The sequence below is a fragment of the Rhodococcus erythropolis NBRC 15567 genome, from assembly GCF_001552595.1.
In the GTDB taxonomy this organism is placed as follows: Bacteria; Actinomycetota; Actinomycetes; order Mycobacteriales; family Mycobacteriaceae; genus Rhodococcus_F; species Rhodococcus_F erythropolis.
In genome coordinates this window covers 1-22,941 of sequence record NZ_BCRM01000017.1, presented here as the reverse complement: position 1 = coordinate 22,941, position 22,941 = coordinate 1, and the positions used below count along the sequence as shown (strand labels likewise).

Genomic DNA, 22,941 nt, shown 5'->3' with positions numbered 1-22,941 from the left:
GACGGGTGGTCACTTCCGCCGACGAATGAATGTGCCCGAATTCAATTACCCCCAATTTTCCAACAATGGGTGCGGTGCGCGCTTCGGGTTCGATGTGTCTATTGTCAAACCATTATTCGACCGCAACTCGAAGTCACGTTCACTTTCAGTTGTAGGCGACACGACGCCGGCAGTTACGGCTGTCGGCAGGCCGCGAGCATGCTCGGGGTCACTTAGATGTGGAAGGAATTCCTTTGCGTATCTCACGCATAGCGACCGGCGCGGTCGCGCTCGGAATGACGGCAGTGCTGATCACGGCATGTTCGTCCGGCGATTCGTCGGGCGGATCGTCCAGTGGCGTCGTCAACGCCTGGGCGGGCGAGCCTCAGAACCCGTTGATCCCCACGAACACGAGTGAGAACATGGGCGGCCGCGTCCTCGACTCACTGTTCTCCGGTCTCGTTTCGTACACCGCAGACGGCGGTACGGAGAACGAGGTTGCCGAGTCCATCGAGAGCACCGACGGTCAGAACTTCACCGTCAAGCTCAAGGACGGCTGGACATTCACGGACGGCACCCCCGTCACCGCGAAGTCGTTCGTCGACGCGTGGAACTACGGAGCCCTCTCCACCAACGCTCAGCTTCAGGCATCGTTCTTCGATCCGATCAAGGGCTACGACGAAGTTGCCGCCGAGGTTCCGACGGCACAGACCATGTCGGGTCTGAAGGTTGTGGACGACTCCACCTTCACCATCGAACTCAAGCAGCCCGAGTCGGCGTTCCCCGATCGCCTCGGCTTCACGGCGTACTACCCGCTGCCCGAGGTCGCGTTCAAGGACATGACCGCCTTCGGTGAGAACCCGATCGGCAACGGCCCGTACAAGCTCGACGGAACCGGCGCGTGGCAGCACAACGTCCGCATCGACACCGTCGTGAACCCGGACTACAACGGCAACCGTAAGCCGAAGAACGCCGGCGTCGACTTCATCATGTACAACAGCCTCGACACGGCGTACACCGATCTCCTGGCCAACAACGTCGACGTTCTCGACCAGGTTCCTCCGAGCGCCGTCACGACCTTCGAGTCGGACCTGCCCGGACGCACCGTCAACCAGCCGTCGGCAACCATCGAGACGTTCACGATCCCGGGTCGCCTGCCGCACTTCAGCGGCGAAGAGGGCATGCTCCGCCGTCAGGCGATCTCGATGGCGATCAACCGCGATCAGATCACCCAGCAGATCTTCAACAAGACCAGGACGCCTGCACTCGACTTCACCAGCCCCGCAATCAAGGGCTGGAACGACTCGCTGACCGGTAACAGCAACGTGAAGTTCGATCCCGAGGCGGCCAAGGCTGCTTGGGCCAAGGCTGACGCCATCGCACCGTGGTCCGGCAGCTTCGAGATCGCCTACAACTCCGACGGCGGACACCAGGAATGGGTCGATGCCACGGCGAACAGCATCCGCAACACCCTCGGTATCGACGCGAAGGGCAAGCAGTACGCCACCTTCGCTCAGATCCGCACCGAAGCCACCGACCGCACCATCCAGAGCTCTTTCCGCTCCGGTTGGCAGGGCGACTACCCGCAGCAGTACGGCTTCCTGGCGCAGAACTACCAGACCGGCGGCAGCTCCAACGACGGTGACTACTCCAACCCCGAGTTCGACCGCCTCCTGCGCGAATCGGCCGGCCAGACCGATCAGGCGAAGGCTCAGGAACTGCTCGATCAGGCCCAGGAAGTCCTGCTCAAGGACCTGCCCGCAGTTCCGACGTGGTACCGCAACGCTGCCAGTGGATGGTCGGAGAACGTTTCCAACGTGACCATCAGCTGGAACGGTGTTCCGGTCTACGAAGACATCGAAAAGAACTGACGCGTAGAACGATCCGCATCTGAAACGTGAGTTCGGGGCGGCAGGCGCCCTGCCTGCCGTCCCGAACTCGTGTTCACACCGGACTGTCCGCTGACGTACACGATCATCGACAAGGAGGTGATCCGATGCTCTGGTACATCGGTCGCCGAGTGCTTCAAATGATCCCGGTTTTTCTCGGGGCCACTCTTCTGATCTACGCCATGGTCTTCCTGCTTCCCGGTGATCCGATTGCCGCGTTGGCGGGCGACAAGGCGCTCAGTCCGGCTGTGGCAGCACAGCTTCGGGAGCGCTACCACCTCGATCTCCCCTTCTATCAGCAGTACCTGCTGTACCTGAAGGGCATCTTCACGCTGGACTTCGGCACGTCGTTCTCCGGACGACCTGTCAGTGAAGTTCTGGCACAGGCATTTCCGATCACGATGAAACTTGCCTTCATGGCACTGATCGTCGAGACGGTCTTCGGTGTCGGCTTCGGCCTCATCGCGGGCCTGCGTAAGGGCGGATTCTTCGACAGCACCGTCCTGCTGTTCAGCCTCGTTCTCATCGCCATCCCGATCTTCGTGATCGGCTTCCTGGCTCAGTTCTTCATCGGCGTCAAATGGGGCATCGTCCCGCCGACGGTCGGTGGCAACACCAGCTTCACCAATCTCCTGCTCCCTGCCCTGGTTCTCGGTTCGGTCTCGTTTGCGTACGTACTGCGACTGACCCGAACGTCCGTGGCGGAGAATCTGACTGCCGATTACGTCCGCACCGCTACCGCCAAGGGACTTTCCCGTGGACGAGTGGTTCGCGTGCACGTGTTGCGCAACTCGCTGATCCCCGTGGTCACGTTCCTGGGTGCCGACCTCGCAACGTTGATGGGCGGCGCCATCGTCACCGAGGGCATCTTCAACATCAACGGCGTCGGTGGCACGATCTACCAGGCCGTGACCAGAGGTGAAGCGCCGACGGTGGTTTCGTTCGTCACCATCCTGATCGTGATCTACCTGATCGCGAATCTGCTCGTCGACCTCTTGTACGCCGCGCTCGATCCGAGGATCCGCTATGTCTGAGACCGTGAAGACCGGACGCGCAGTCCGGCAAAGTCATTTCGTGGCACCGCCCGAAGTTGCGGCACCGGGGGAGACGGACGCCGTCAAACTCGATCAGGCGCCGACCAGCATGTGGACCGATGCGTGGCGCGACCTACGCAAGCGCCCCCTGTTCATCATCTCGACGATCATCATCCTCGCGGTCATCGTCATCGCAGCGTTTCCGAGCTTGTTCACGAGCACCGATCCGCGGTTCTGCGACCTGACCTACAGCATGCAGGGGCCGACCTCAGGGCACTGGTTCGGTTTCGACCGCCAGGGCTGTGACGTGTACTCGCGCACCATCTACGGTGCTCGCGCATCCGTACTCGTGGGCGTCGGTGTCACGGCGTCGGTGCTGGTGATCGGCGTGATCTTCGGCGCGCTGTCCGGTTTCTACGGCGGATGGACCGATTCGATCCTCTCCCGTGTCGCCGACATCTTCTTCGGCATCCCGCTGATCCTGGCTGCCATCGTCCTGATGCAGCTGTTCACCGATCGCACCATCTGGACCGTCGTCGGCGTGCTGGCGCTCTTCGGCTGGCCGCAGATGGCAAGAATCGCTCGAGGCGCGGTGATCTCGGCGAAGAACAACGATTACGTCATGGCCTCGGAAGCGTTGGGTGTCTCGAAGCTCAAGACACTGATCCGCCACGTCATCCCGAACTCGTTGGCGCCCATCATCGTGGTCGCCACCATCTCGCTCGGTACGTACATCGTTGCCGAGGCGACGCTGTCCTTCCTCGGTATCGGTCTTCCGTCCACCGAGGTTTCGTGGGGCGGCGACATCAGCAACGCTCAGGTGACGCTGCGTCAGGGTTCGACCATTCTGTTCTACCCGGCAACGGCTTTGGCGATCACCGTTCTCGGATTCATCATGATGGGTGACGCTCTGCGCGACGCCCTCGATCCCAAGTCGCGGAAGCGGTGAGCACGATGACCACCAAGGAAACTCTCACCTCGGAGGAAACTCCGTTGCTCGAGATTCGTGATCTCGAGGTGTCTTTCCAGTCCAATTCCGGTCCGGTTCCGGCAGTTCGAGGCGTCAGCCTGACCGTCTACCCGGGTCAGACTGTCGCGATCGTCGGCGAATCGGGTTCGGGTAAGTCCACTACCGCACACTCGATCATCAATCTGCTTCCCGGCACCGGCAAGGTGACGGCAGGCGAGATCATCTTCGACGGCAAGGACATCTCGAAGGTCTCGGAGAAGGACTTCGTCCACATCCGGGGAAGCCAGATCGGTTTGGTTCCGCAGGACCCGATGTCGAATCTGAATCCCGTGTGGAAAGTGGGCTTCCAGATCGAGGAAGCACTGGCCGCCAACGGGATCGCCAAGGGCAAGGCAGCCAAGGTTCGGGCCGCCGAACTGCTCGAGGAGGCAGGACTCGCCGAAGCCGAGAGCCGGTTGGGGCAGTACCCGCACGAGTTCTCGGGCGGTATGCGTCAGCGCGCACTCATCGCGATCGGGTTGTCCGCTCGTCCGAAGCTCCTGATCGCGGACGAGCCGACGTCGGCGCTCGACGTCACGGTCCAGCGTCAGATCCTCGACCACCTCGACGGTCTGACAACGGAACTCGGCACCGCCGTTCTGCTCATCACTCACGATCTGGGCTTGGCCGCCGAGCGCGCCGAGCATCTGATCGTGATGAGCAAGGGTCGTATCGTCGAATCCGGTCCGGCACTGGAGATTCTGAAGCGCCCGCAGCATCCGTACACGCAGAAGCTGGTCGCTGCTGCGCCGTCGTTGGCGTCGAAGCGGCTCAGCTCGTCGGTGGCGCGCGCCGAGATTCGCGAACAGGCGGAAGAGGTCGCCGAAGCGGTCAAGGCCGAGGAAAGTGCGTCAGAGTCCTTCGGCAAGGCGACCGACGACGTTCTTGTCGTCGATCATCTGACCAAGGTGTTCAAGCTGCGCAAGGGTTTCCGCAAGACCACCGACTTCACAGCCGTGAACGACGTGTCCTTCAAGGTCCGCCGCGGAACCACGACTGCAATCGTCGGCGAATCGGGTTCCGGTAAGTCGACGGTCGCGCAGATGGTTCTCGGTTTGCTCGAGCCCACCGCAGGCAACGTGGTCTTCGACGGTCAGGACGTGTCCAAACTCGGTGCGAAGGAAACCTTTGCGTTCCGTCGTCGAGTGCAGCCGATCTTCCAGAACCCTTACGGCACGCTCGACCCGATGTACTCGATCTACCGCACGATCGAAGAGCCGCTGCGTACCCACAAGGTCGGGACCAAAGCAGAACGGGAGGCTCGCGTCCGCGAACTTCTCGACAAGGTCGGTCTGCCCCAGTCGGTCATGCGACGGTTCCCGAACGAGCTCTCCGGCGGACAGCGTCAGCGCGTCGCAATTGCGCGAGCGTTGGCACTTCAGCCGGAGGTCGTGATCTGCGACGAGGCGGTCTCCGCTCTTGACGTGCTCGTGCAGGATCAGATCTTGACCCTGCTCAACGACCTGCAGGCAGAGTTCGGGTTGACGTACCTCTTCATCACGCACGACCTGGCCGTGGTTCGTCAGATCGCGGACAACGTGTTGGTGATGTCGCGTGGCTCGATAGTCGAATCGGCACCGATCGACGATGTGTTCGGCAATCCGCAACAGGACTACACCCGCAAGTTGCTCGACGCGATTCCCGGCGGGTCCATCACGCTGGGAAGCTGACGCAACAGGTAGGTAGGCAAGTCCGCAGAGGGGCTGCAAGGGTACCGTCGTTGATCGTGACGGACCCCCTGCAGCCCCTCGTCGATCTTCCAGGCGTACGCGCCGCCGCCGATCATGCGCGCGACGCTCTGGGTGAGGTTCATCGGCACAAGACCAACCGTCGCGGTTGGCCCACCACTGCCGCCGAAGCCGCGGTTCGCGCTGCGCGAGCTTCCGCATCGCTGGCCGGTGGCACCACCGAATTGCCGGCCGAGGGCATGGCCGGTGATCCGATTCTCGCGGGTGCTCTGCGCGTGGCTCAGGCTCTGGACGGCGACAGTCTTCCGCTCATGGAGTCGACGTGGAAGCGCGCCCCGCTGCAGGCTTTGGCCCGGCTGCACCTGCTGGCCGCGGCAGACCTCGTCGAGGACGCGGATCAACTGGGACGGCCACGGTCGGATCGCGGAGTGGGGGAGCGGTTGGACGCTCTCGCACAACTCGTTACCGGCGGAACCAGTGCGCCGGCGCCGGTTCTGGCGGCCGTCGTACACGGAGAACTCTTGGCGCTGAGCCCGTTCGGCACCGCTGACGGCATTGTTGCACGTGCGGCTTCGCGTCTGGTTGCGGTCTCGTCCGGGTTGGATCCGCACAATCTGGGAGTCCCCGAGGTCAGTTGGCTTCGGCGGCCGCAGGCGTACACGGACGGCGCGGCTGGATTCGCTTCGGGAAATCCGGCGGGTGTCGGCAGTTGGGTGATCTTGTGCTGTGGAGCTCTCGAAGCCGGTGCGCGAGAAGCGACTTCGATCGCCGACGCGGCGACTGGATAGTCTGCAACAGGGCGAGGCCGGCACATAACGAACGGGCGGCGCTGCCGATAAATCGACTTCGCCGCCCGTCAGCACGGACTACTCGTTACCAAGCGTGCTCGGTGGGTTGTGTGGGTGGCCTCGGCGAGGGATCGCACTTTCTGAGGTCGTCCCCGCAACCGGTGCGGGGTCCTCGCTCAAATTGAACGAATCTCGCAGGCCCACAACGCTTCTGCCCTTATAGTGGCTTGTGCTCCGCGTGGGTGCCCTAGTGCCCGTGCTAGGAATTTCGGTTGGGGAAACGGTCCTTCTCTTCCGAGCCGTTCCTGGCCTTCCGTTCTTCCGTAACTCCTTTGTACCCTGTGTCCGGGCTCACAGCAAGTACCAATTTTTGTTTGTGGGCATTGGATTTCAGCGTTTCCGACGCAGTAGCCCGAAGGTCATGGCGCCGGCCACCAGAGCTGCGATTCCCACCGCTGCAGTTGTGGCGACCGTCGTCGTGGACTGGGCCGACAATCGCGCGCGAAGCGAGACCGGGTTCGAGAAAGTCAGTATGGGCCAACCGTATACGGCCGCTTCCTTGCGCAATGCACGATCGGGGTTGACTGCGGTGGGATGTCCGACCGCCTCGAGCATGGGCAAATCGGTCACCGAGTCGGAGTAGGCGTAACTGGCGGCGAGGTCGTAGCCGTATTCCGCGGCGAGTTTTTCCATCGCTTCGACCTTGCCCGGACCGTAGCAGTAGAAGTCGACCTCGCCGGTGTAGTGGCCGTCTTCTTCCCTCATCGACGTCGCGACGGAATGGGTGGCGCCGAGGGCGCGGGCGATCGGCGCGACGATCTCCTCGCCCGACGCCGACACCACGATGACGTCGTGTCCACGCAGCTTGTGATCTGCGATCAGATCGGCCGCCTCGGCAAAGACGAGTGGGTCGACGATGTCGTGCAGAGTCTCCGCGACGATGGCCTTCACCTGTTCCACGTCCCAGCCCGCGCACATCGCAGTCAGGTGCTCGCGCATGCGCTCCATCTGATCGTGATCGGCGCCGGACAGAAGAAACAGGAATTGCGCATAGCTGCTCTTGAGAACCGAGCGTCGATTGATCAGACCCTGGGCGAAGAATGGCTTGCTGAACGCCAGGGTGCTCGACTTCGCGATGATCGTTTTGTCCAAATCGAAGAAAGCGGCTGTCCGCCCGGTATTCAGTCCGTTCGCAGGCTTGTCGGTCACAGGAATGAGGATAGTCCGACAGGCGGTTCGTGTGCTCCTCGGCAAGCGTCCTCTTTCGGCGAAAAACAGCAGTTCAGTGCAGCTCAGGCTTGCATTTCTCGCCAATGGCGGGTGTAAGATCGTTGCTGTTCGATTCGTTCGAACTAGTTCAGCCCGACCCCCCGGGGCTGAACTCAGACGGCCCCCGCCTCCTCCCCCCATTGGCGGGGGTCGTCCTCTGTCTCAGGCCTGTTTCTCCACAACTTCCCAGTTGTCCACAGGCTCTCTCGACCCACTGTTTTCGGTGCCGGTGCTCGTTCAGGCTCTGCAGTCATGAACACGACGATCAACTCTCGGGAAACCGGGGCTCCCATTCTGGTTCTCGTCGACGACGCGAAGGTCCTCGCGAGCGTGCGCCGCGTCGCTGCCGCGGTGGATCGCTGTCTGGACGAGGCCGAGCATCCCGTTTCTCGGCAACAGTGGAACCGGGCCTCGGCGGTCGTGTTGGACGCGTCGGCTGCGCGGGATGCTCTGACTCGTTCCCCTAAACGAACGCGAGTGTTCCTCGTGTGCGACGGCACACCGACCGTCGACGACTGGAAGAGCGCCACCGCGATCGGAGCCGACAGCGTTCTGTCCTTGCCGGAAGAGGAGAACGCACTGGTCGCAGTTCTGGCCGACCACGTCGACGTGAGTGGTGACGGCACCGTCGTGAGCGTGGTGGGTGGTTGTGGTGGCGGCGGAGCCTCGGCAACAGCTGCGGCTGTCGCGTTGACGTCGGCGGCACGTCACGTCCCGACGTTACTGGTGGACGTCGACGCACTCGGCTCCGGCGCTGATGTGCTGTTGGGCATCGAGACGACCCCCGGATTGCGTTGGGGTGCACTGACCGTCGAGGGCGGGCGGCTGGCCCCGGATGCGCTGCGCGATGCCCTGCCGGCAAAGGGAAAGTTCCTGAGGGTTCTGGCGAGCAGTCGCCGCGAGATCGACGGTCCGACAGTGACCGCCGTTCGCGCCGTGCTGGACGCAGGTCGCAGTTCCGGCGGACTCGTGGTCTGCGACGTGCCACGTCATCCCAGCGAGGTAGGTCAGGCCGCGTTGGAGATGTCGGATTTGGTTCTCGTGGTGGTTCCGGCCACCGTGGCTGCGTGCGTCGCTGCCGAGAAGGTCGGAGCCTGGGTGGTGCGACACAACTCCAATGTCGGGCTCGTCGTGCGTGGGCCGGCGCCGGGAGGCCTACGCGGCGCCGATGTGGCAGACATGCTCGGCCTGCCGCTGACGGCCGTGATGCGCGGCCACCGCTCGCTGGCGCCGATGCTCGAGCGCGGTGGCCTCGAATTGACCCGAGGCTGTCCGCTGAGTGCGGTGGCAACAGCGGTACTCGACGCCGTCGAATCCGGCGCACGCCCGCGCAGGGCTGCGGCATGAGTGCGTTGGTCACGACAGAACTGCTCGACCGAGTTCGCGAGCGGCTGACGGCGTCGTCGGTCGCCGAGCCGACGGCGGCCACCGTTGCCGACGCCGTGCGAGCCGAGTCCTCTGGCGTTCTGGCGGACACGGATCTGTTGGAGGTCGTCAGGGTGCTCCAGACGGAACTGACAGGCGCAGGGCCGCTCGAACCACTGCTGCACGAACCCGGTGTCGCCGATGTACTGGTGACCGCGCCGGATCAGGTCTGGGTGGACCGCGGGGTCGGCCTCGAAAGGTCAGGGGTCCGGTTCACCGACGAGGCAGCCGTGCGTCGACTGGCGCAGCGGTTGGCACTGTCGGCAGGTCGACGCCTCGACGACGCCCAACCGTGGGTCGACGGCCGTCTGCGGGGCGTCGGCGACGGGCACTTCGGGGTACGACTTCATGCCGTACTCGCACCGGTGGCCCAGGGCGGAACCTGCGTGTCACTGCGAGTGCTGCGGCCCGCAACACAGGGTCTCGACGCGCTGTGTGCTCACGGCGCCGTGGAACCGGACGCGCGCGAACTCCTCGATCGCATCATCTCGTGCCGCTTGGCCTTCCTGGTGATCGGCGGGACCGGCGCGGGAAAGACCACGTTGTTGTCCGCCATGCTCGGCGCCGTCGACCCGCGCGAGCGAATCGTCTGCGTCGAGGACGCGGCCGAACTAGCGCCGCCGCATCCGCACGTCGTCCGCCTCGTCGCCAGGGCTCCCAACGTCGAGGGCGTCGGAGAGGTGACGGTGCGCGATCTGGTTCGGCAGGCACTGCGGATGCGTCCCGATCGCATCGTCGTCGGTGAGGTCCGCGGTGCAGAGGTGACGGATCTGCTCACGGCGATGAACACCGGCCACGACGGCGGCGCCGGCACCGTTCACGCCAATTCGTCTGAAGAGGTGCCGGCCAGACTCGAGGCGTTGGCTGCGCTCGGCGGTATGGATCGCCACGCGTTGCACAGTCAACTTGCCGCGGCAGTTCAAGTGATCCTGCACGTGCACCGGTTGGCCGACGGATCGAGGCGTCTCGAACAGATCGGCGTCATCGACCGCGGTGCGGACGGATACGTACAAATCATGCAGGCATGGCCGGACGGCGGTTCGGGTCGTGAGCGGCTCGAGCGGATGTTCCGGCTTCGCAATCGAGAGGTCGGGACGTGACAGTTTCCTTCCTGGTCCTCGCGTTGGCGGTCTCGATTGCGCCGGTGCGGGATTCACGTGCTCGGCTCGCTACGTACGCCCCGAGCATCCGCAAGCCCTCCCGGCAGATTCCGTGGCAGTTGGTCGCCGCATTTTTCGCGGTGTCGGCTGCATGGGTTCTCGGAGGCTTGTCGGCAGGATGCGCGGCGGTTGTCCTCGCCGGAACCTTGATCTTTCGTGGGCGCCGCGCGAAGGCGGCCGAAAACCGGGACCTCTCACAGAAGATGCTGCTCTCCGGTCTGGAGGTGCTGATCGCCGAGCTGAGCGTCGGCGCGCATCCTGCAAGTGCCAGTTCTGTTGCAGGCGAGGAATGTACCGGCGAAGTAAGTGCGGTGTTCCGGTCCGCTGGGGCCAGGGCGCGTCTCGGTGGTTCTGCCGCGGCGGCCTTCGCGGTACCGGATTCGTGCATCGAGCGTGAGTTCTCCCGCATCGGATCCGTCTGGCGGGTCGCAGACCAACACGGTCTGGCGCTGGCTGAACTACTCGGCGCGGTCCGGACGGACATGTTGGGGCGTAGACGCTTTCGTCAGCGCACCGAGGCCGGGTTGGCGGGCGCTCGGGCGACGGCTGCGGTGCTGGCTTTTCTACCGCTGCTGGGGATCGGCCTCGGCCAGTTGATGGGGGCGTCGCCTCTGCGCGTGCTGTTCGGCGGTGGGCTCGGCGGCGTGCTGCTCGTGATCGGAACTGCCTGTGTCTCAGCTGGTTTGCTCTGGACCGACCGGATAACTGCGAAGGTCACGTCGTGAGTTGGGCATCCGTGGCGATGATCGCGTTGGCGCTCGCGATCATTCCCGCTCGCCGCGGCGCTTCGGCCAGGGCGGCAGAAATTCTGTTCGCGGACACAACAACAGAAAATTCGGTTTCAGCCCCGGACAAGCCGGATCCACTCGCGGTTGCCGCAAGTCTCGACCTTCTCGGGGCCTGCCTGCGAGCGGGGCTTCCCGTCTCCGCCGCGATCACAGCGATGGCGTCGACGGCACCGAAACCGATGGCCGACACGCTCAGTCGCGTGGCCGACCTTCTCGCGCTCGGTGCCGACCCCGACGCCGCGTGGAGCGAAGCCGCTCTCGATCCCGATACCGAGGCGCTCGCCAGAATGGCTCGGCGTTCCGCCCGTTCGGGTTCGTCGCTGTCCTCGTCCATGGCCGAACTCGCCGAGCGCAGTCGAGGTGACGCGGAGGATCTGGCTGCTGCCGCGGCCGAACGTGCGGGAGTGCTGATCAGCGGTCCACTCGGACTGTGTTTCCTGCCGGCGTTCATCGCCTTGGGCATCGTCCCGGTGGTGATCGGGCTTGCCACGACTGTGCTCGGTAACGGCCTGTTGTGAGCCGGATCCGTGTGAAAGCTCCTGCGGCAGAACTGCTGCCACAGGTTTTGATTGAAGGGGGAGAAATGATTTCGAAGACGCTCAGGACGGTGTCGGCCAGATTTGCGTTGTTGGTAACGGAGGACGACGGTATGTCTACCGCGGAGTACGCGATCGGCACGATTGCGGCCGCCGCATTCGGTGCCGTCCTGTACACGGTTGTCACCGGCGACTCCATTGTTTCGGCGCTGACAGGCATCATCGACAAGGCGCTCAAGACAGCTGTGTGATGTTGTCCACGAGAGGTATTCGGCAAGCCGACGACGGCGCCGTGACGGTGGAGGCTGCGATTGCTCTGGCTTCGATCGTCACGGTGGTCGTGCTGTGTATCGGTGGCGTCCTCGCGGTGTCGATGCAGGTTCGGTGTGTCGACGCAGCTCGTGAGGCCGCGCGGTTGGTGGCACGTGGTGATCGTGAGTCTGCGGTCGCCACGGCCCGCCGGATCGCACCCCAAAATGCGTCGATCTCGGTGGAGATCGTTGACGGCTTTGCCGTTGCCGTTGTCAGCGCCGAGAGTACGTTGCTGCCGTTGGTCGACATTTCTTCCGAGGCGGTGGCAGCTGTGGAGTCAGGGGTGGAAGAGGGGTGAACCTACGTGACGACGAAGGTGTTGCCACGGTTCTGGCGTGCTGCGTTCTGGCAGCGATCGTGATGGTGACTGGTGGGATGCTGCATGTCGGGTCCGCGGTGGTGGCCCGGCACACTGCTCAGTCGGCCGCTGATCTTTCGGCTCTCGGCGGTGCGGGCGCCTTGGACGGAGGTGAGGCGTCTGCGTGTGCGAAGTCCGCGGCGATCGCGGAGCGTATGCGTACGGTGCTCGCGGAATGTGAGGTGCAGGGGTGGGATGTAGTTGTCGAGATACGTGCACCGGTGTTGTTGTCGGGCTTCGGGATCGGCGATGCGCAGGCCTACGCTCGTGCGGGTCCGGTCAGCTGATCGTGTCTCAGCTGATCGTATCGATGACGGCGGTCAGAACCTTGACCGCGCCGTCTTTGTCGAGTGGGTCGTTTCCGTTGCCGCACTTGGGTGAATAGACGCAGGACGGGCATCCGTGAGCGCACTCGCAGGAGAGTATGGCGTCGCGCGTCGCGGTGAGCCATCGTGACAGTTCGCTGTGCCCCCGGTCGGCGAACCCGGCGCCGCCGGCGTGACCGTCGTAGACGAAGACAGTCGGGAGTCCGGTGTCCGCGTGCATTGCCGTCGATACGCCGCCTATGTCTCCGCGGTCGCAGATCGCCACCAGTGGCAGCAGGCCGATCGCGGCATGTTCGGCGGCATGCAGTGATCCGGGGAACCGTTCGGGCGGCACCCCGATGGATTCGAGAAGTTCCGGCGTGACCGTGTACATCACTGCCCTGGTGGGCAAAGTATGTGCGGGCATGTCGAGTTCGATCGAGTCGAGGACTTCACCCGAAGTCAACCGTCGTAGGTACCCGACGACTTGATGTGTCACCTCGACCTGGACGAGAGCGACGGCGATGTCGCCGTAGTTCTTGTGCTCGAGTTGTTCGGTGATGGTGATTTCGGTGGTCTCTCGGGCCGAGGTGGTCCAGTCCGGATTCTCGGTGTGTACCAATGCGAGTCCGACGTCGAGGTCCAGTTCGTCGACGACATAGGTCTCGCCTTGATGAATGTGCACGGCACCGGGATGAACTGTGGCCGGAGCGCGGCCCGCGTCGACAGTACCCAGCATCCGGCCGGATTCACCGTCGACAATGGCCACCTGAGTTCCGATACCGCCGCGAATGTCCAAAGAGCCGTGGGGGTTCGAATCGGCGGTGACGAACCATCCGTGCTTTCGGCGCCGGATCTTGCCTTCCTCCGACAGCCTGGTCAGAACCTCGAGAGCCCCGAAAGCATCCACCTCGGCATCGGAAAGTGGGAGTTCCATTGCAGCGCAGAGAAGTTGTGGTCCCAGGACGTACGGATTTCCGGGATCTGTCACCGTCGCCTCGACGGGTTTGTCGAGTACCGCCGACGGATGGTGAACGAGGTAGGTGTCGAGTGGATCGTCGCGGGCGATCAACACGACGAGTGAACCCTCGCCGCGTCGCCCGGAGCGACCGGCCTGCTGCCAGAACGAGGCAACGGTCCCCGGGAAGCCTGCCACGACAACGGCGTCGAGGCCTGCGATGTCGACGCCGAGCTCCAGCGCGTTGGTGGTGGCTGCGCCCAGCAGCGTGCCGTCGGCGAGCGCAGCTTCCAGTTCGCGACGGTCCTCGGCCAGATATCCGGCGCGATACGACGCGACTCGCTCGGCGAGGTCCGGGTCCACCTCGGCGAGTAGACGTTTGGTGGCCATCGCGGTCAGTTCGGCACCGCGGCGGGAGCGGACGAAGGTGAGAGTACGGGCGCCCTCGATCATGAGGTCAGCCATGATCCGCGCTGCTTCCGCGCCCGCGGGACGTCGTACCGGGCTACCGTTTTCGCCGGTCAATGCCTCGAGTAGCGGCGGCTCCCACAGTGCGACGGTGCGTGGGCCGTGCGGCGATCCGTCTTCCGTGACCTCGGTGCAGTGTGCGCCGATGAGCCGCGAGGCCGCTGCGCCGGGATCTGCCGTGGTCGCGCTGGCCAGGATGAAGGTAGGTTCGGCGCCGTAGCGCGCTGCAATCCTGCGAAGTCGCCGGATCACGAGCGCGACGTTGGATCCGAAGACTCCCCTGTAGGAGTGGCATTCGTCGATGATCACGTATTTCAGGTTGCGGAAGAAGTGCGCCCATCGCTGATGGGTGCGGAGCAGCGAAATGTGGATCATGTCGGGGTTGGTGAAGAGCCAGCGTGAGTTCTCGCGTGCCCAGGTGCGGAGTTCCTGCGAGGTGTCGCCGTCGTACGCACTGGCGTTCGTGCTGCGAAGTTCGACGTCGAAGTCGGTGAGGGACAGCACTGCTCGCAGTTGATCCGAGCCCAGCGCTTTGGTGGGGGAGAGGTACAGGGCAGTTGCGAGCGGATCGGTCGCCATGGCCGTCAGCACCGGGAGTTGGTATGCCAGTGACTTACCCGACGCCGTACCGGTGGCCACGACCACGTGTTTTCCCTCGTGAGCGAGGTCGGCGGCCTCACTCTGGTGGATCCACGGGGACCGCACGCTGTGCTCGGCGAGCGCGCGTACGACGCTGGGGTGCACCCACTCCGGCCATTCGGTGAACTCGGCTACGCGAGCAGGCAACTGCGCGGTGAACATCAGTGGTTTTTCGCTTCCACTGACCCCGGCGACGACGCGATCGAGCAGCATCTGCCCGTAGGTGTCGCCAGGCTTCCCTCCCGGGGCGGGGATCGGGGAAGGTGCGTTCACGTGACTCTCCGGGCTCGGCGTTGGGGTGTGGCGGCAATCGGAAACTGTCGCTACCTGCAGTTTTGATGATACGCAACGGCCGGCGGTCTTGGTGGAACCGGGTGGTCGGCGCGCAAGCGGGAAGCCACGATCGTGGGCCGTTTTTCTCGTAGCGAACTTTTAACGTTTTTAGTTCCCTTTTCGACTGTTGTGCACGCGGAGAACATGGTTGACTGACAATCGGTCGCAGCTTCTGTGTTCGTAGGCTTGAGAAAGTGCACGCTCGCAGGATCGTTGTTGCGGGCGCGGTGCTCTGCCTTTCCTGAGGGGGAAATAAAGACGTACAGCGGTCGGAACCGGCCCGGTGGACTGTAAGGGCTGTTCACCGAATCCGGTGTTAGAAAGAGAAGGAAAAGCATGGCACAGGGCACTGTGAAGTGGTTCAACGCTGAAAAGGGCTTCGGCTTCATCGCTCCCGAAGACGGTTCCGCAGACGTCTTCGTTCACTACTCCGAAATTCAGGGCAACGGCTTCCGTACCCTCGAGGAGAACCAGCGTGTGGAGTTCGAGGTCGGCCAGGGCACCAAGGGGCCCCAGGCTACCGGCGTTCGCGCGGTCTGATTTTTCCGCTCACTCGCTGAGCGATTAGTTCGGACAGTATTTGTCCCCCATCGCATCCGTGCGGTGGGGGACAAATCTTTTCGGGCTGAGCCAGTCTTTCTCTGTCCGAGGTAATGCACGCAGCTGTTCGACCACGGCCGGTCGTCTATGCCGTCAGTACCTTCGTGGCTTACGTTTCACTCTGTGAGCCAACTGTCCTTTTTCTCTGCCGAGTCGATTCCACCTGCCGTGACGGACCTCGCCGGAATGCTGGCCGGACCGGGTCAGGTCGTGACCTCGGAGGACCGTGCCCGGATCTCGATCGTCGTGGATCGGGACTGGAGAGCGCAGGCCGTTGCCGAGTTGATCGCGCAGTGCGGACTCGGGGCCGAGGTGACGCGTAGTGAAGAAGGCAGCCCATTGGTCCGCACTCAGTCGACGCCCGCACTCCTTCCGCTGTCCGTGCAGTGGACCAAGGGAGCTGTGAAGGCGGTGCCGGTCGGTTGGGTACCGAACTCCCGCCAACTCCGGGTGTGGGCCGTCGCGGCCGGCAGGCTCGAAGAAGGCGGCGAGCGATTCGTGTTCGGCCTCGACCCCCATGCCAAGGAGACGCACGCACCGCTGGCTCAGGCCTTGATGCGGGTTGGTATCGCGCCGACTCAACTGGGTAACCGGACACCGGGCCCGGGGCTCCGTGTGTCGGGAAAGAAGAGACTGACAAAGCTCGTCGAATACCTCGGTGAGGCGCCGAAACACGTCGACACTTCGGTCGCCTGGCCGCACGTCTGACAGTGCTCTTGCCTCGCGTCCGACGGTGCTCATGCCGCGTGTCCGACGGAGCCCATACTGTACTGATCTGCACGAATGTCTTGCGGGTATGTCACTCTGTAAAGAGAGACACGGGGTATAACTTGCTCCACACGTCTAGTTCTGAAGATCTGCCGACGGCAGTGAACGTCCAAAGGAAGGCTCGGGCAGCAGGTGGCTAAAGCGGACAACGGCAGCGGTCAGGGAGCGTCCGGTAACCCTCGTCGCCTCGTGATCGTCGAGTCACCGACCAAGGCGCGCAAAATCGCTCCCTACCTCGGTAAGGACTACGTCGTAGAGGCATCGGTCGGTCACATTCGCGACCTGCCGCGAGGCGCAGCAGACGTTCCGGCCAAGTACAAGGGCGAGTCATGGGCCCGTCTCGGCGTCAACGTCGATCACGACTTCGAGCCGCTCTATGTCGTGAGCCCGGAAAAGAAGGGCAAGGTCGCCGAACTCAAGTCTCTGTTGAAGGACGCCGACGAGCTCTTCCTCGCAACTGACCCCGACCGCGAGGGCGAGGCAATCGCCTGGCATCTCCTCGAGACTCTCAAGCCCAAGATTCCGGTTCGTCGAATGGTCTTCCACGAGATCACCGAGCCGGCAATCCGTGCTGCCGCCGAAGACACCCGCGAACTCGACACCGACCTCGTCGATGCTCAGGAAACCCGCCGCATCCTCGACCGTCTCTACGGTTACGAGGTCAGCCCGGTTCTCTGGAAGAAGGTCATGCCGAAGCTCTCGGCCGGCCGCGTCCAGTCGGTGGCCACTCGCGTCATCGTCCAGCGTGAACGCGAGCGCATGGCGTTCAAGTCGGCGTCGTACTGGGACATTTCCGCGACGCTCGACGCCGGTGCAGCGGCCAGCCCGCGTAGTTTCGGTGCTCGCCTGGTCTCCGTCGACGGTTCGCGTGTCGCCTCCGGTCGCGATTTCGGAGCTGACGGAAAGCTCAAGGGCAGCGCGGTCACCGTGCTCGACGAGGCGTACGCGCGTCGTCTCGCGGAAGCGTTGCAGGGCGTCGACCTCACGGTTTCCTCCGCCGAGGACAAGCCGTACACGCGCAAGCCTTACCCGCCGTTCATGACGTCGACGCTCCAGCAGGAAGCCGGACGCAAACTTCGTTTCACGTCCGAGCGCGCAATGCGCATCGCGCAGCGTCTGTACGAAAACGGCTACATCACCTACATGCGTACCGACTCGACGACGCTCTCGGAGTCGGCGATCGCAGCCGCTCGTGCGCAGGCCACCGAGTTGTACGGTCCGGAGTACGTCCATCCGACGCCGCGTCAGTACACCCGCAAGGTCAAGAACGCGCAGGAAGCTCACGAGGCGATCCGCCCCGCCGGCGACGTGTTCCAGACCCCGGGTCAGCTGCATTCCAAGCTCGATTCCGACGAGTTCAAGCTGTACGAACTGATCTGGCAGCGGACCGTCGCTTCGCAGATGGCCGACGCCCGCGGTACGACGCTGACGCTCCGCATCTCCGGCACGGCAGGAACCGGCGAGGACTGCACGTTCTCCGCTTCGGGTCGCACCATCGTGTTCGCCGGCTTCCTCAAGGCTTACGTCGAAAGTGTCGACGAAGAAGCCGGCGGTCAGTCCGACGACGCCGAATCCAGGCTTCCGGTACTGGTCAAGGGCCAGGAAGTCACGGCCACCAAGCTCGATCCGGACGGGCACAGCACCAACCCGCCCGCTCGCTACACAGAAGCCAGCCTGATCAAGACGCTCGAAGAACTCGGCATCGGCCGTCCTTCGACCTACTCGTCGATCATCAAGACCATCCTCGATCGCGGATACGTCTACAAACGTGGCAGCGCGCTGGTTCCGTCCTGGGTGGCGTTTGCCGTCATCGGACTGCTCGAGGTGCACTTCGGCCGGCTGGTCGACTTCGACTTCACGGCAGGAATGGAAGACGATCTCGACGCGATCGCCGGTGGCCGTGAGCAGCGCGGCAACTGGCTGAGCAGCTTCTACTTCGGCGGCGAGACAGGCGCAGAAGGTTCGGTCGCCCGCGAGGGCGGGCTGAAGAAGATGGTCGGAGTCAACCTCGAGGAGATCGACGCTCGCGAGGTCAACTCCATCCGTCTCTTCGACGACGCCGAGGGCCGCGAGGTGCACGTGCGCGTCGGCCGGTTCGGCCCGTATCTCGAGCGCATGGTTCAGAACCCGGACGATCCCGAAGGCGATCTGATCTCGCAGCGGGCAAATCTTCCCGACGACCTGCCGCCGGACGAGCTCACTCCCGAGTACGCCGAGAAACTGTTCTCGACGCCTCAAGAGGGCCGCAAGCTGGGCGTCGACCCACTGACGGGCCACGAGATCGTCGCGAAGGAAGGCCGCTTCGGTCCCTACGTGACCGAGATCCTGCCCGAACCGCCGGCCGAGCCGGAACCGGACATCGTTCCCGTCTCCGCTCCCGAGCCGGAAGAAATCAGTTCGGGCAGTACCAAGACTGCGGTGAAGAAGGCCGCAGCCAAGAAGGCACCCGCGAAGAAGGCTGCCAAGAAGGTCGCGGGCCCCAAGCCGCGGACGGGATCGCTGCTCAAGTCCATGGATTTGGCGACGATCACCTTGGAAGATGCGCTTCGTCTGCTGTCGCTTCCGCGCGTCGTGGGTGTCGACCCCGAATCCAAGGAAGAGATCACCGCGCAGAACGGCCGTTACGGTCCGTACCTGAAGAAGGGCACGGACTCACGCTCGCTCGCCAACGAAGAGCAGATGTTCACCGTCACGCTCGACGAGGCCCTCAAGATCTACGCCGAGCCGAAGCGTCGTGGGCGTCAGGCATCGGCAACGCCTCCGTTGCGTGAGTTGGGCGTCGATCCGGTCAGCGAGAAGCCGATGGTGATCAAGGACGGCCGTTTCGGTCCGTACGTCACTGACGGCGAGACCAACGCCAGCCTTCGCAAGGACGACGACGTCGAATCCATTTCCGATGCTCGTGCGTCGGAGTTGCTGGCTGATCGTCGGGCCCGCGGTCCCGTCAAGAAGAAGGCAGCAGCCAAGAAGGCTCCGGCAAAGAAGGCCGCTGCCAAGAAAACAGCCGCAAAAAAGGCCCCGGCCAAGAAGGCTGCCGCCAAGAAGGCTCCCGCGAAGAAGGACTCGTAAGGCTTCGTCGGTGCCGACGGTTAGGGTTTTTGCATGAGTACTGAAGTGGCCGAACGAGGTGTGTTCGGTCGGCTGGTGGGTCAGCACGACGTCGAGCAGAGCCTGCGTGATGCTGCGCTGTCTGCTCGTGGCGATTCCAGCGGCTCGGAGATGACCCACGCGTGGCTCTTCACCGGGCCACCCGGCTCTGGTCGTTCGGTTGCTGCTCTCTGCTTCGCCGCAGCCCTGCAATGCACCTCCGACGGTGCACCAGGGTGCGGTGAGTGTCATGCGTGTACGACGACGATGGGTGGAACCCACGGTGACGTACGACGGATCATCCCCGACGGCCTGAGCATCAGCGTCAAAGGCATGCGCGAGATAGTCAACATCGCTTCGCGTCGGCCGACGACGGGGCGGTGGCAGGTCATCGTGGTCGAGGATGCCGATCGTTTGACCGAAGGCGCAGCCAACGCCCTGTTGAAGGTTGTCGAGGAGCCACCGGACCGCACGGTCATCCTGCTCTGCGCGCCGACGACCGATCCGGAAGACATGTCTGTCACCCTCCGTTCGCGGTGTAGGCACATGCCGTTGGTGACGCCGTCCGTCGAATCGATCGCTCAGGTACTGATCGACCGCGACGGGCTGGATCCGGAGCGAGCGAGAATCGCCGCATCGATCAGCGGCGGACATGTCGGTCGGGCGCGGCGCCTCGCCACCGACGAGAGCGCGCGGGACGAGCGTCAGCGTTCGCTTCGGCTGGCCGCAGACGCGATCGGTGCTTCGACGGCGTACAAGGCCGCAGAGAACTTGGTGAAGTCGATCGAGGCTGACACCAAGGCGTTCTACGCCGAACTCAAGGAACAGGAACTCGAGGAGCTCAAGGTCTCCTTGGGTGGCGGTGGAACCGGCAAGGGAACAGCCGGGACTCTGCGCGGATCGGCTGGTCTGATCAAGGACCTCGAAGCACGCCAGAAATCGCGCGACACCCGGGCCCGCCGCGATCTTCTCGACCGGACGCTGATCGACCTGGCCGGCATGTACCGGGACGCGCTTTCCTATTCGCTGGGGTCGACGTCGACGGCGACCCATCCCGACATGGCTCGGCAGGCCGCCGAGTTGGCTGCACGAACGTCCCCGGAGGGGTTGCTCAAGTGCATCGAAGCGGTGCTCGAATGCCGCGAGGCCGTCGACTTCAACGTCAAGTTGCAGTGGGCGCTCGATGCGATGGTTGCCTCCATCGGAGCCGCTTTCCGACCCCCGTTTTCGCGATCCGGGGGTTGACCAGATAGACTCGCCACCGCCGAAAGGCACGCTGCCTTAGCTCAGTCGGTAGAGCATTTCACTCGTAATGAAAAGGTCGAGAGTTCGATTCTCTCAGGCAGCTCAGCCAAGAGCCCCACACCCGGAAATCCGGATGTGGGGCTCTGGTCGTTAGTTCCCAATTCTTGCGTATGTGCGGTTTATCCTGAGTTCGGCGAACACGTGCCTGAACAGGGGAGACCTCGATGTCGGATCAGAACTGGGGACCAGGCCAACCATCGCAGAATCCGCCGTACGGGCAGATGCCGCCGATGCCGCCACAGGGTTATCAGCCGCCGACGCCCGCCTATCCGTTCGCAAGCTGGATCTCTCGGGTGTTTGCGTCAATCCTCGACGGCTTTGTCGTTCCGCTCCCGGGCGTCATCCTCGCGGGCATCGGAGCAGTGATCGCGTTCTCCGGATCCGAAGTGACCACATACGACGACGGCAGCGTGAGCGCTGAAGGCGGTAATCCGGTCGGGGTGATCGTCATGGTCGTCGGCATACTGGCGATCTTCTTGATCGAGGTGTGGAATCTCGTCTTCAGGCAAGGGAACACCGGACAGACGCTCGGCAAGAAGTGGCTGGGAATTTCGGTGATTCGGGAGTCCGACGGTGTGCCTCTCGGCCCGGTGATGGCGCTGCTTCGTTGGATCATGATGGCGATCCTGGGTGGCGCCTGCTTCCTCAACTATCTCTGGCCGCTCTGGGACTCGAAGCACCAGTGCTGGCACGACATGGTGGTCCGGTCGGTAGTCGTTCGCGCGCGCTAGTCGCTGCCGAGGTCTCTTACAGTGGATGTCATGGAGTTGGAAGTGGTCGCAAGGCGACGACGCGCGCTGGCCGCACCCGTCGGTGTTGCTGCAGTGGCGGTGACGGCCGCCGCGGTACTCCACTTCCGTGATCCCCACAGTGCGGGTAGTTACGGCGTTTGTCCGATGTATGCGTTGACGGGATTGTGGTGCCCGGCGTGTGGTGGCCTTCGTGCGGTCAATGACCTGACTAATCTGGATGTTGGCGCCGCAGTGTCCAGCAATGTCTTGATCGTGCCGTTTGTCGCGGTGTTGGTGATCGCGTGGATCGGTTGGACAGTGCGCCGTTGGAAGGGCACGCGGGATCGCATGATCGTGCTTCGGCCGACTGTGACGATCGTGGTGCTCGGAGTTCTCGTTGCATTTACGGTTGTTCGAAACACCCCGTGGGGGAGCTGGCTCGCGCCGGCGTGACGGTAAGAGGTCGACATGGCACTGCAGGTTTTTTCGCTCATCGTTCTGCTCGGCGCGCTGATCATCCTGATTCCGACGGCACGACGTGTCTTCGGCAAGAAGGACGACGAGTAGGCCTCGACAACTGGGCCGGAGCGGCACATGCTGGCGGTATGGCTGATTCGTTGAAAGCGCGCGTCAAGGAAAAGCTACTGAGGCAACTCGCCGAGGACGGTCGGCACCCGATTCAGGAAGCTGAGGGTGACGATCCCCGGCTGGTGTCGATCAACGACGATCTCGAAGCGTTGGAACAGGCCGAGGAAGGCGATCCGATCGTCGAAGAACTGGCCGAGAGGTACTGGGTTCCGTGAAGTTTACCGACCGCAGTGCTCTGACCTGGCGATTTGGTGTTGTGTTGATCTTCGCGTAACTTTGTCCAGGTCAGAGCGACACGGACACCGACTCCCACCTGCGAGGGTGAGTGACACGAGGTTGTACGAAGTGCCTGGCGAACACAATCCAGTTTTTCTTCACGGGGTTCCGGTTTGCGCCGGTGACCTGGTTGGGATAGGCTGGAAAAGTTGCCCCGGAGCGGCGGCCATAGGGTCGTGGTGATGGTGTGTGCGTGTTCTTTGAGAACTCAACAGTGTGTCGATGAATGTCAGTGCCAAATATTTTTGGTACTTCACATCCGCGAATGATCAACCGCCTCTTGGGGTTTGGTTGATTTGTGTGTGGTGTGAGTATTTTTCGTCGGTGATTGTTCATTCTTCCGTCTGAATGGTTGCCGACACATTTTTTGCTAGTTGAGTTTTTTGCTAGTGATTTGACTCTTTTTGTCTATGACTGATTAGCCGGCCTTCGGGGTGGTGATATCTAGAGTCTTCAACGGAGAGTTTGATCCTGGCTCAGGACGAACGCTGGCGGCGTGCTTAACACATGCAAGTCGAGCGGTAAGGCCTTTCGGGGTACACGAGCGGCGAACGGGTGAGTAACACGTGGGTGATCTGCCCTGCACTTCGGGATAAGCCTGGGAAACTGGGTCTAATACCGGATATGACCTCCTATCGCATGGTGGGT

The 22,941-nt window shown here is 63.2% G+C and carries 21 protein-coding genes, 1 tRNA gene and 1 rRNA gene; 21 read left to right on the top strand and 2 right to left on the bottom strand.

From position 1 onward, the window contains the following. The first annotated feature begins 233 nt into the window (after nt 1-233). The 5 genes from RE4_RS20135 to RE4_RS20115 all read left to right on the top strand — a co-directional run bounded on the left by RE4_RS20135 (nt 234) and on the right by RE4_RS20115 (nt 6,387). Entirely contained in the window at nt 234-1,850 is a 1,617-nt protein-coding gene (locus RE4_RS20135) for a peptide ABC transporter substrate-binding protein (RefSeq protein ID WP_020968269.1), read from the top strand. A gap of 125 nt (nt 1,851-1,975) precedes the next feature. Then, nucleotides 1,976-2,902: an ABC transporter permease gene (locus RE4_RS20130; RefSeq protein ID WP_019746637.1), complete on the top strand. Its 927-nt coding sequence runs from the start codon at nt 1,976-1,978 to the stop codon at nt 2,900-2,902. Next, nucleotides 2,895-3,851, top strand: a complete 957-nt coding sequence (locus RE4_RS20125; RefSeq protein ID WP_019746638.1) for an ABC transporter permease — start codon at nt 2,895-2,897, stop codon at nt 3,849-3,851. The genes RE4_RS20130 and RE4_RS20125 overlap by 8 nt, the downstream gene beginning before the upstream one ends. A gap of 5 nt (nt 3,852-3,856) precedes the next feature. After that, nucleotides 3,857-5,581 carry a dipeptide ABC transporter ATP-binding protein gene (locus RE4_RS20120; protein WP_127159961.1) on the top strand — a complete coding sequence of 575 codons (1,725 nt, stop codon included), beginning with the start codon at nt 3,857-3,859 and terminating at the stop codon, nt 5,579-5,581. A gap of 56 nt (nt 5,582-5,637) precedes the next feature. After that, nucleotides 5,638-6,387: a Fic family protein gene (locus RE4_RS20115; protein WP_020905979.1), complete on the top strand. Its 750-nt coding sequence runs from the start codon at nt 5,638-5,640 to the stop codon at nt 6,385-6,387. A gap of 390 nt (nt 6,388-6,777) precedes the next feature. On the opposite strand, the gene RE4_RS20110 is transcribed toward RE4_RS20115, so the two are convergent. Further along, nucleotides 6,778-7,596, bottom strand: a complete 819-nt coding sequence (locus tag RE4_RS20110; protein WP_060939216.1) for an HAD-IB family hydrolase — start codon at nt 7,594-7,596, stop codon at nt 6,778-6,780. Nucleotides 7,597-7,908: 312 nt separating this feature from the next. On the opposite strand from RE4_RS20110, the gene ssd reads away from it, so the two are divergent. The 7 genes from ssd (at nt 7,909) to RE4_RS20075 (ending at nt 12,522) form a co-directional block, all read left to right on the top strand. Next, a complete protein-coding gene (gene ssd, locus RE4_RS20105) occupies nt 7,909-9,003 on the top strand; it encodes a septum site-determining protein Ssd (protein WP_020905980.1) in 1,095 nt (364 codons plus the stop codon). Further along, entirely contained in the window at nt 9,000-10,181 is a 1,182-nt protein-coding gene (locus tag RE4_RS20100) for a TadA family conjugal transfer-associated ATPase (protein WP_019746643.1), read from the top strand. The genes ssd and RE4_RS20100 overlap by 4 nt, the downstream gene beginning before the upstream one ends. Further along, a complete protein-coding gene (locus tag RE4_RS20095) occupies nt 10,178-10,966 on the top strand; it encodes a type II secretion system F family protein (protein WP_021342690.1) in 789 nt (262 codons plus the stop codon). The genes RE4_RS20100 and RE4_RS20095 overlap by 4 nt, the downstream gene beginning before the upstream one ends. Then, nucleotides 10,963-11,547, top strand: coding sequence for a type II secretion system F family protein (locus RE4_RS20090; protein ID WP_060939215.1), 585 nt, complete (start codon nt 10,963-10,965; stop codon nt 11,545-11,547). Before RE4_RS20095 ends, RE4_RS20090 begins: the two co-directional genes overlap by 4 nt. Nucleotides 11,548-11,612: 65 nt before the next feature. Continuing rightward, entirely contained in the window at nt 11,613-11,816 is a 204-nt protein-coding gene (locus RE4_RS20085) for a DUF4244 domain-containing protein (protein ID WP_042446719.1), read from the top strand. Further along, nucleotides 11,816-12,175, top strand: a complete 360-nt coding sequence (locus RE4_RS20080) for a TadE family type IV pilus minor pilin (RefSeq protein WP_060939214.1) — start codon at nt 11,816-11,818, stop codon at nt 12,173-12,175. The genes RE4_RS20085 and RE4_RS20080 overlap by 1 nt, the downstream gene beginning before the upstream one ends. Further along, entirely contained in the window at nt 12,172-12,522 is a 351-nt protein-coding gene (locus RE4_RS20075; protein WP_020968275.1) for an Rv3654c family TadE-like protein, read from the top strand. Before RE4_RS20080 ends, RE4_RS20075 begins: the two co-directional genes overlap by 4 nt. A gap of 7 nt (nt 12,523-12,529) precedes the next feature. Here the strand turns inward: RE4_RS20075 and RE4_RS20070 are convergent, their stop codons facing one another. Next, complete coding sequence (locus tag RE4_RS20070) at nt 12,530-14,818, bottom strand: DEAD/DEAH box helicase (RefSeq protein WP_030535671.1); 2,289 nt, start codon at nt 14,816-14,818, stop codon at nt 12,530-12,532. Between the two features lie 456 nt (nt 14,819-15,274). Here RE4_RS20070 and cspE point away from each other — a divergent pair, with 456 nt between their 5' ends. The 9 genes from cspE to RE4_RS20025 all read left to right on the top strand — a co-directional run. Beyond that, on the top strand, nt 15,275-15,478 hold the full coding sequence (gene cspE, locus RE4_RS20065; RefSeq protein ID WP_003946117.1) for a transcription antiterminator/RNA stability regulator CspE: 204 nt from the start codon (nt 15,275-15,277) through the stop codon (nt 15,476-15,478). Between the two features lie 183 nt (nt 15,479-15,661). Continuing rightward, nucleotides 15,662-16,246, top strand: coding sequence for a hypothetical protein (locus RE4_RS20060; protein ID WP_003946106.1), 585 nt, complete (start codon nt 15,662-15,664; stop codon nt 16,244-16,246). 192 nt (nt 16,247-16,438) lie between these two features. Continuing rightward, the gene (gene topA, locus RE4_RS20055; protein ID WP_060939213.1) at nt 16,439-19,375 is read left to right on the top strand and encodes a type I DNA topoisomerase; all 2,937 of its coding nucleotides are present in this window, start codon (nt 16,439-16,441) and stop codon (nt 19,373-19,375) included. 33 nt (nt 19,376-19,408) lie between these two features. Then, entirely contained in the window at nt 19,409-20,638 is a 1,230-nt protein-coding gene (locus tag RE4_RS20050) for a DNA polymerase III subunit delta' (RefSeq protein ID WP_019746652.1), read from the top strand. Between the two features lie 30 nt (nt 20,639-20,668). Beyond that, nucleotides 20,669-20,741: transfer RNA gene (locus tag RE4_RS20045), tRNA-Thr, on the top strand. 121 nt (nt 20,742-20,862) lie between these two features. Continuing rightward, nucleotides 20,863-21,429 carry an RDD family protein gene (locus RE4_RS20040; protein WP_020905988.1) on the top strand — a complete coding sequence of 189 codons (567 nt, stop codon included), beginning with the start codon at nt 20,863-20,865 and terminating at the stop codon, nt 21,427-21,429. A 30-nt stretch (nt 21,430-21,459) separates the two neighbouring features. Beyond that, complete coding sequence (locus RE4_RS20035) at nt 21,460-21,882, top strand: DUF2752 domain-containing protein (RefSeq protein ID WP_060939212.1); 423 nt, start codon at nt 21,460-21,462, stop codon at nt 21,880-21,882. Between the two features lie 152 nt (nt 21,883-22,034). After that, complete coding sequence (locus tag RE4_RS20030) at nt 22,035-22,232, top strand: hypothetical protein (protein WP_003946112.1); 198 nt, start codon at nt 22,035-22,037, stop codon at nt 22,230-22,232. Between the two features lie 514 nt (nt 22,233-22,746). Beyond that, nucleotides 22,747-22,941, top strand: a 16S ribosomal RNA gene (locus RE4_RS20025); the annotation flags it as partial.

Bases quoted from the DNA above. Each gene is read 5' to 3' on its own strand.
- RE4_RS20050 (WP_019746652.1), top strand. From the start codon at position 19,409: ATGAGTACTGAAGTGGCCGAACGAGGTGTGTTCGGTCGGCTGGTGGGT.
- RE4_RS20040 (WP_020905988.1), top strand. From the start codon at position 20,863: ATGTCGGATCAGAACTGGGGACCAGGCCAACCATCGCAGAATCCGCCG.
- ssd (WP_020905980.1), top strand. From the start codon at position 7,909: ATGAACACGACGATCAACTCTCGGGAAACCGGGGCTCCCATTCTGGTT.
- RE4_RS20035 (WP_060939212.1), top strand. From the start codon at position 21,460: ATGGAGTTGGAAGTGGTCGCAAGGCGACGACGCGCGCTGGCCGCACCC.
- RE4_RS20030 (WP_003946112.1), top strand. From the start codon at position 22,035: ATGGCTGATTCGTTGAAAGCGCGCGTCAAGGAAAAGCTACTGAGGCAA.
- RE4_RS20100 (WP_019746643.1), top strand. From the start codon at position 9,000: ATGAGTGCGTTGGTCACGACAGAACTGCTCGACCGAGTTCGCGAGCGG.
- RE4_RS20085 (WP_042446719.1), top strand. From the start codon at position 11,613: ATGATTTCGAAGACGCTCAGGACGGTGTCGGCCAGATTTGCGTTGTTG.
- cspE (WP_003946117.1), top strand. From the start codon at position 15,275: ATGGCACAGGGCACTGTGAAGTGGTTCAACGCTGAAAAGGGCTTCGGC.
- RE4_RS20120 (WP_127159961.1), top strand. From the start codon at position 3,857: ATGACCACCAAGGAAACTCTCACCTCGGAGGAAACTCCGTTGCTCGAG.
- RE4_RS20130 (WP_019746637.1), top strand. From the start codon at position 1,976: ATGCTCTGGTACATCGGTCGCCGAGTGCTTCAAATGATCCCGGTTTTT.
- RE4_RS20070 (WP_030535671.1), bottom strand. From the start codon at position 14,818: ATGCTGCTCGATCGCGTCGTCGCCGGGGTCAGTGGAAGCGAAAAACCA.
- RE4_RS20125 (WP_019746638.1), top strand. From the start codon at position 2,895: ATGTCTGAGACCGTGAAGACCGGACGCGCAGTCCGGCAAAGTCATTTC.
- RE4_RS20080 (WP_060939214.1), top strand. From the start codon at position 11,816: ATGTTGTCCACGAGAGGTATTCGGCAAGCCGACGACGGCGCCGTGACG.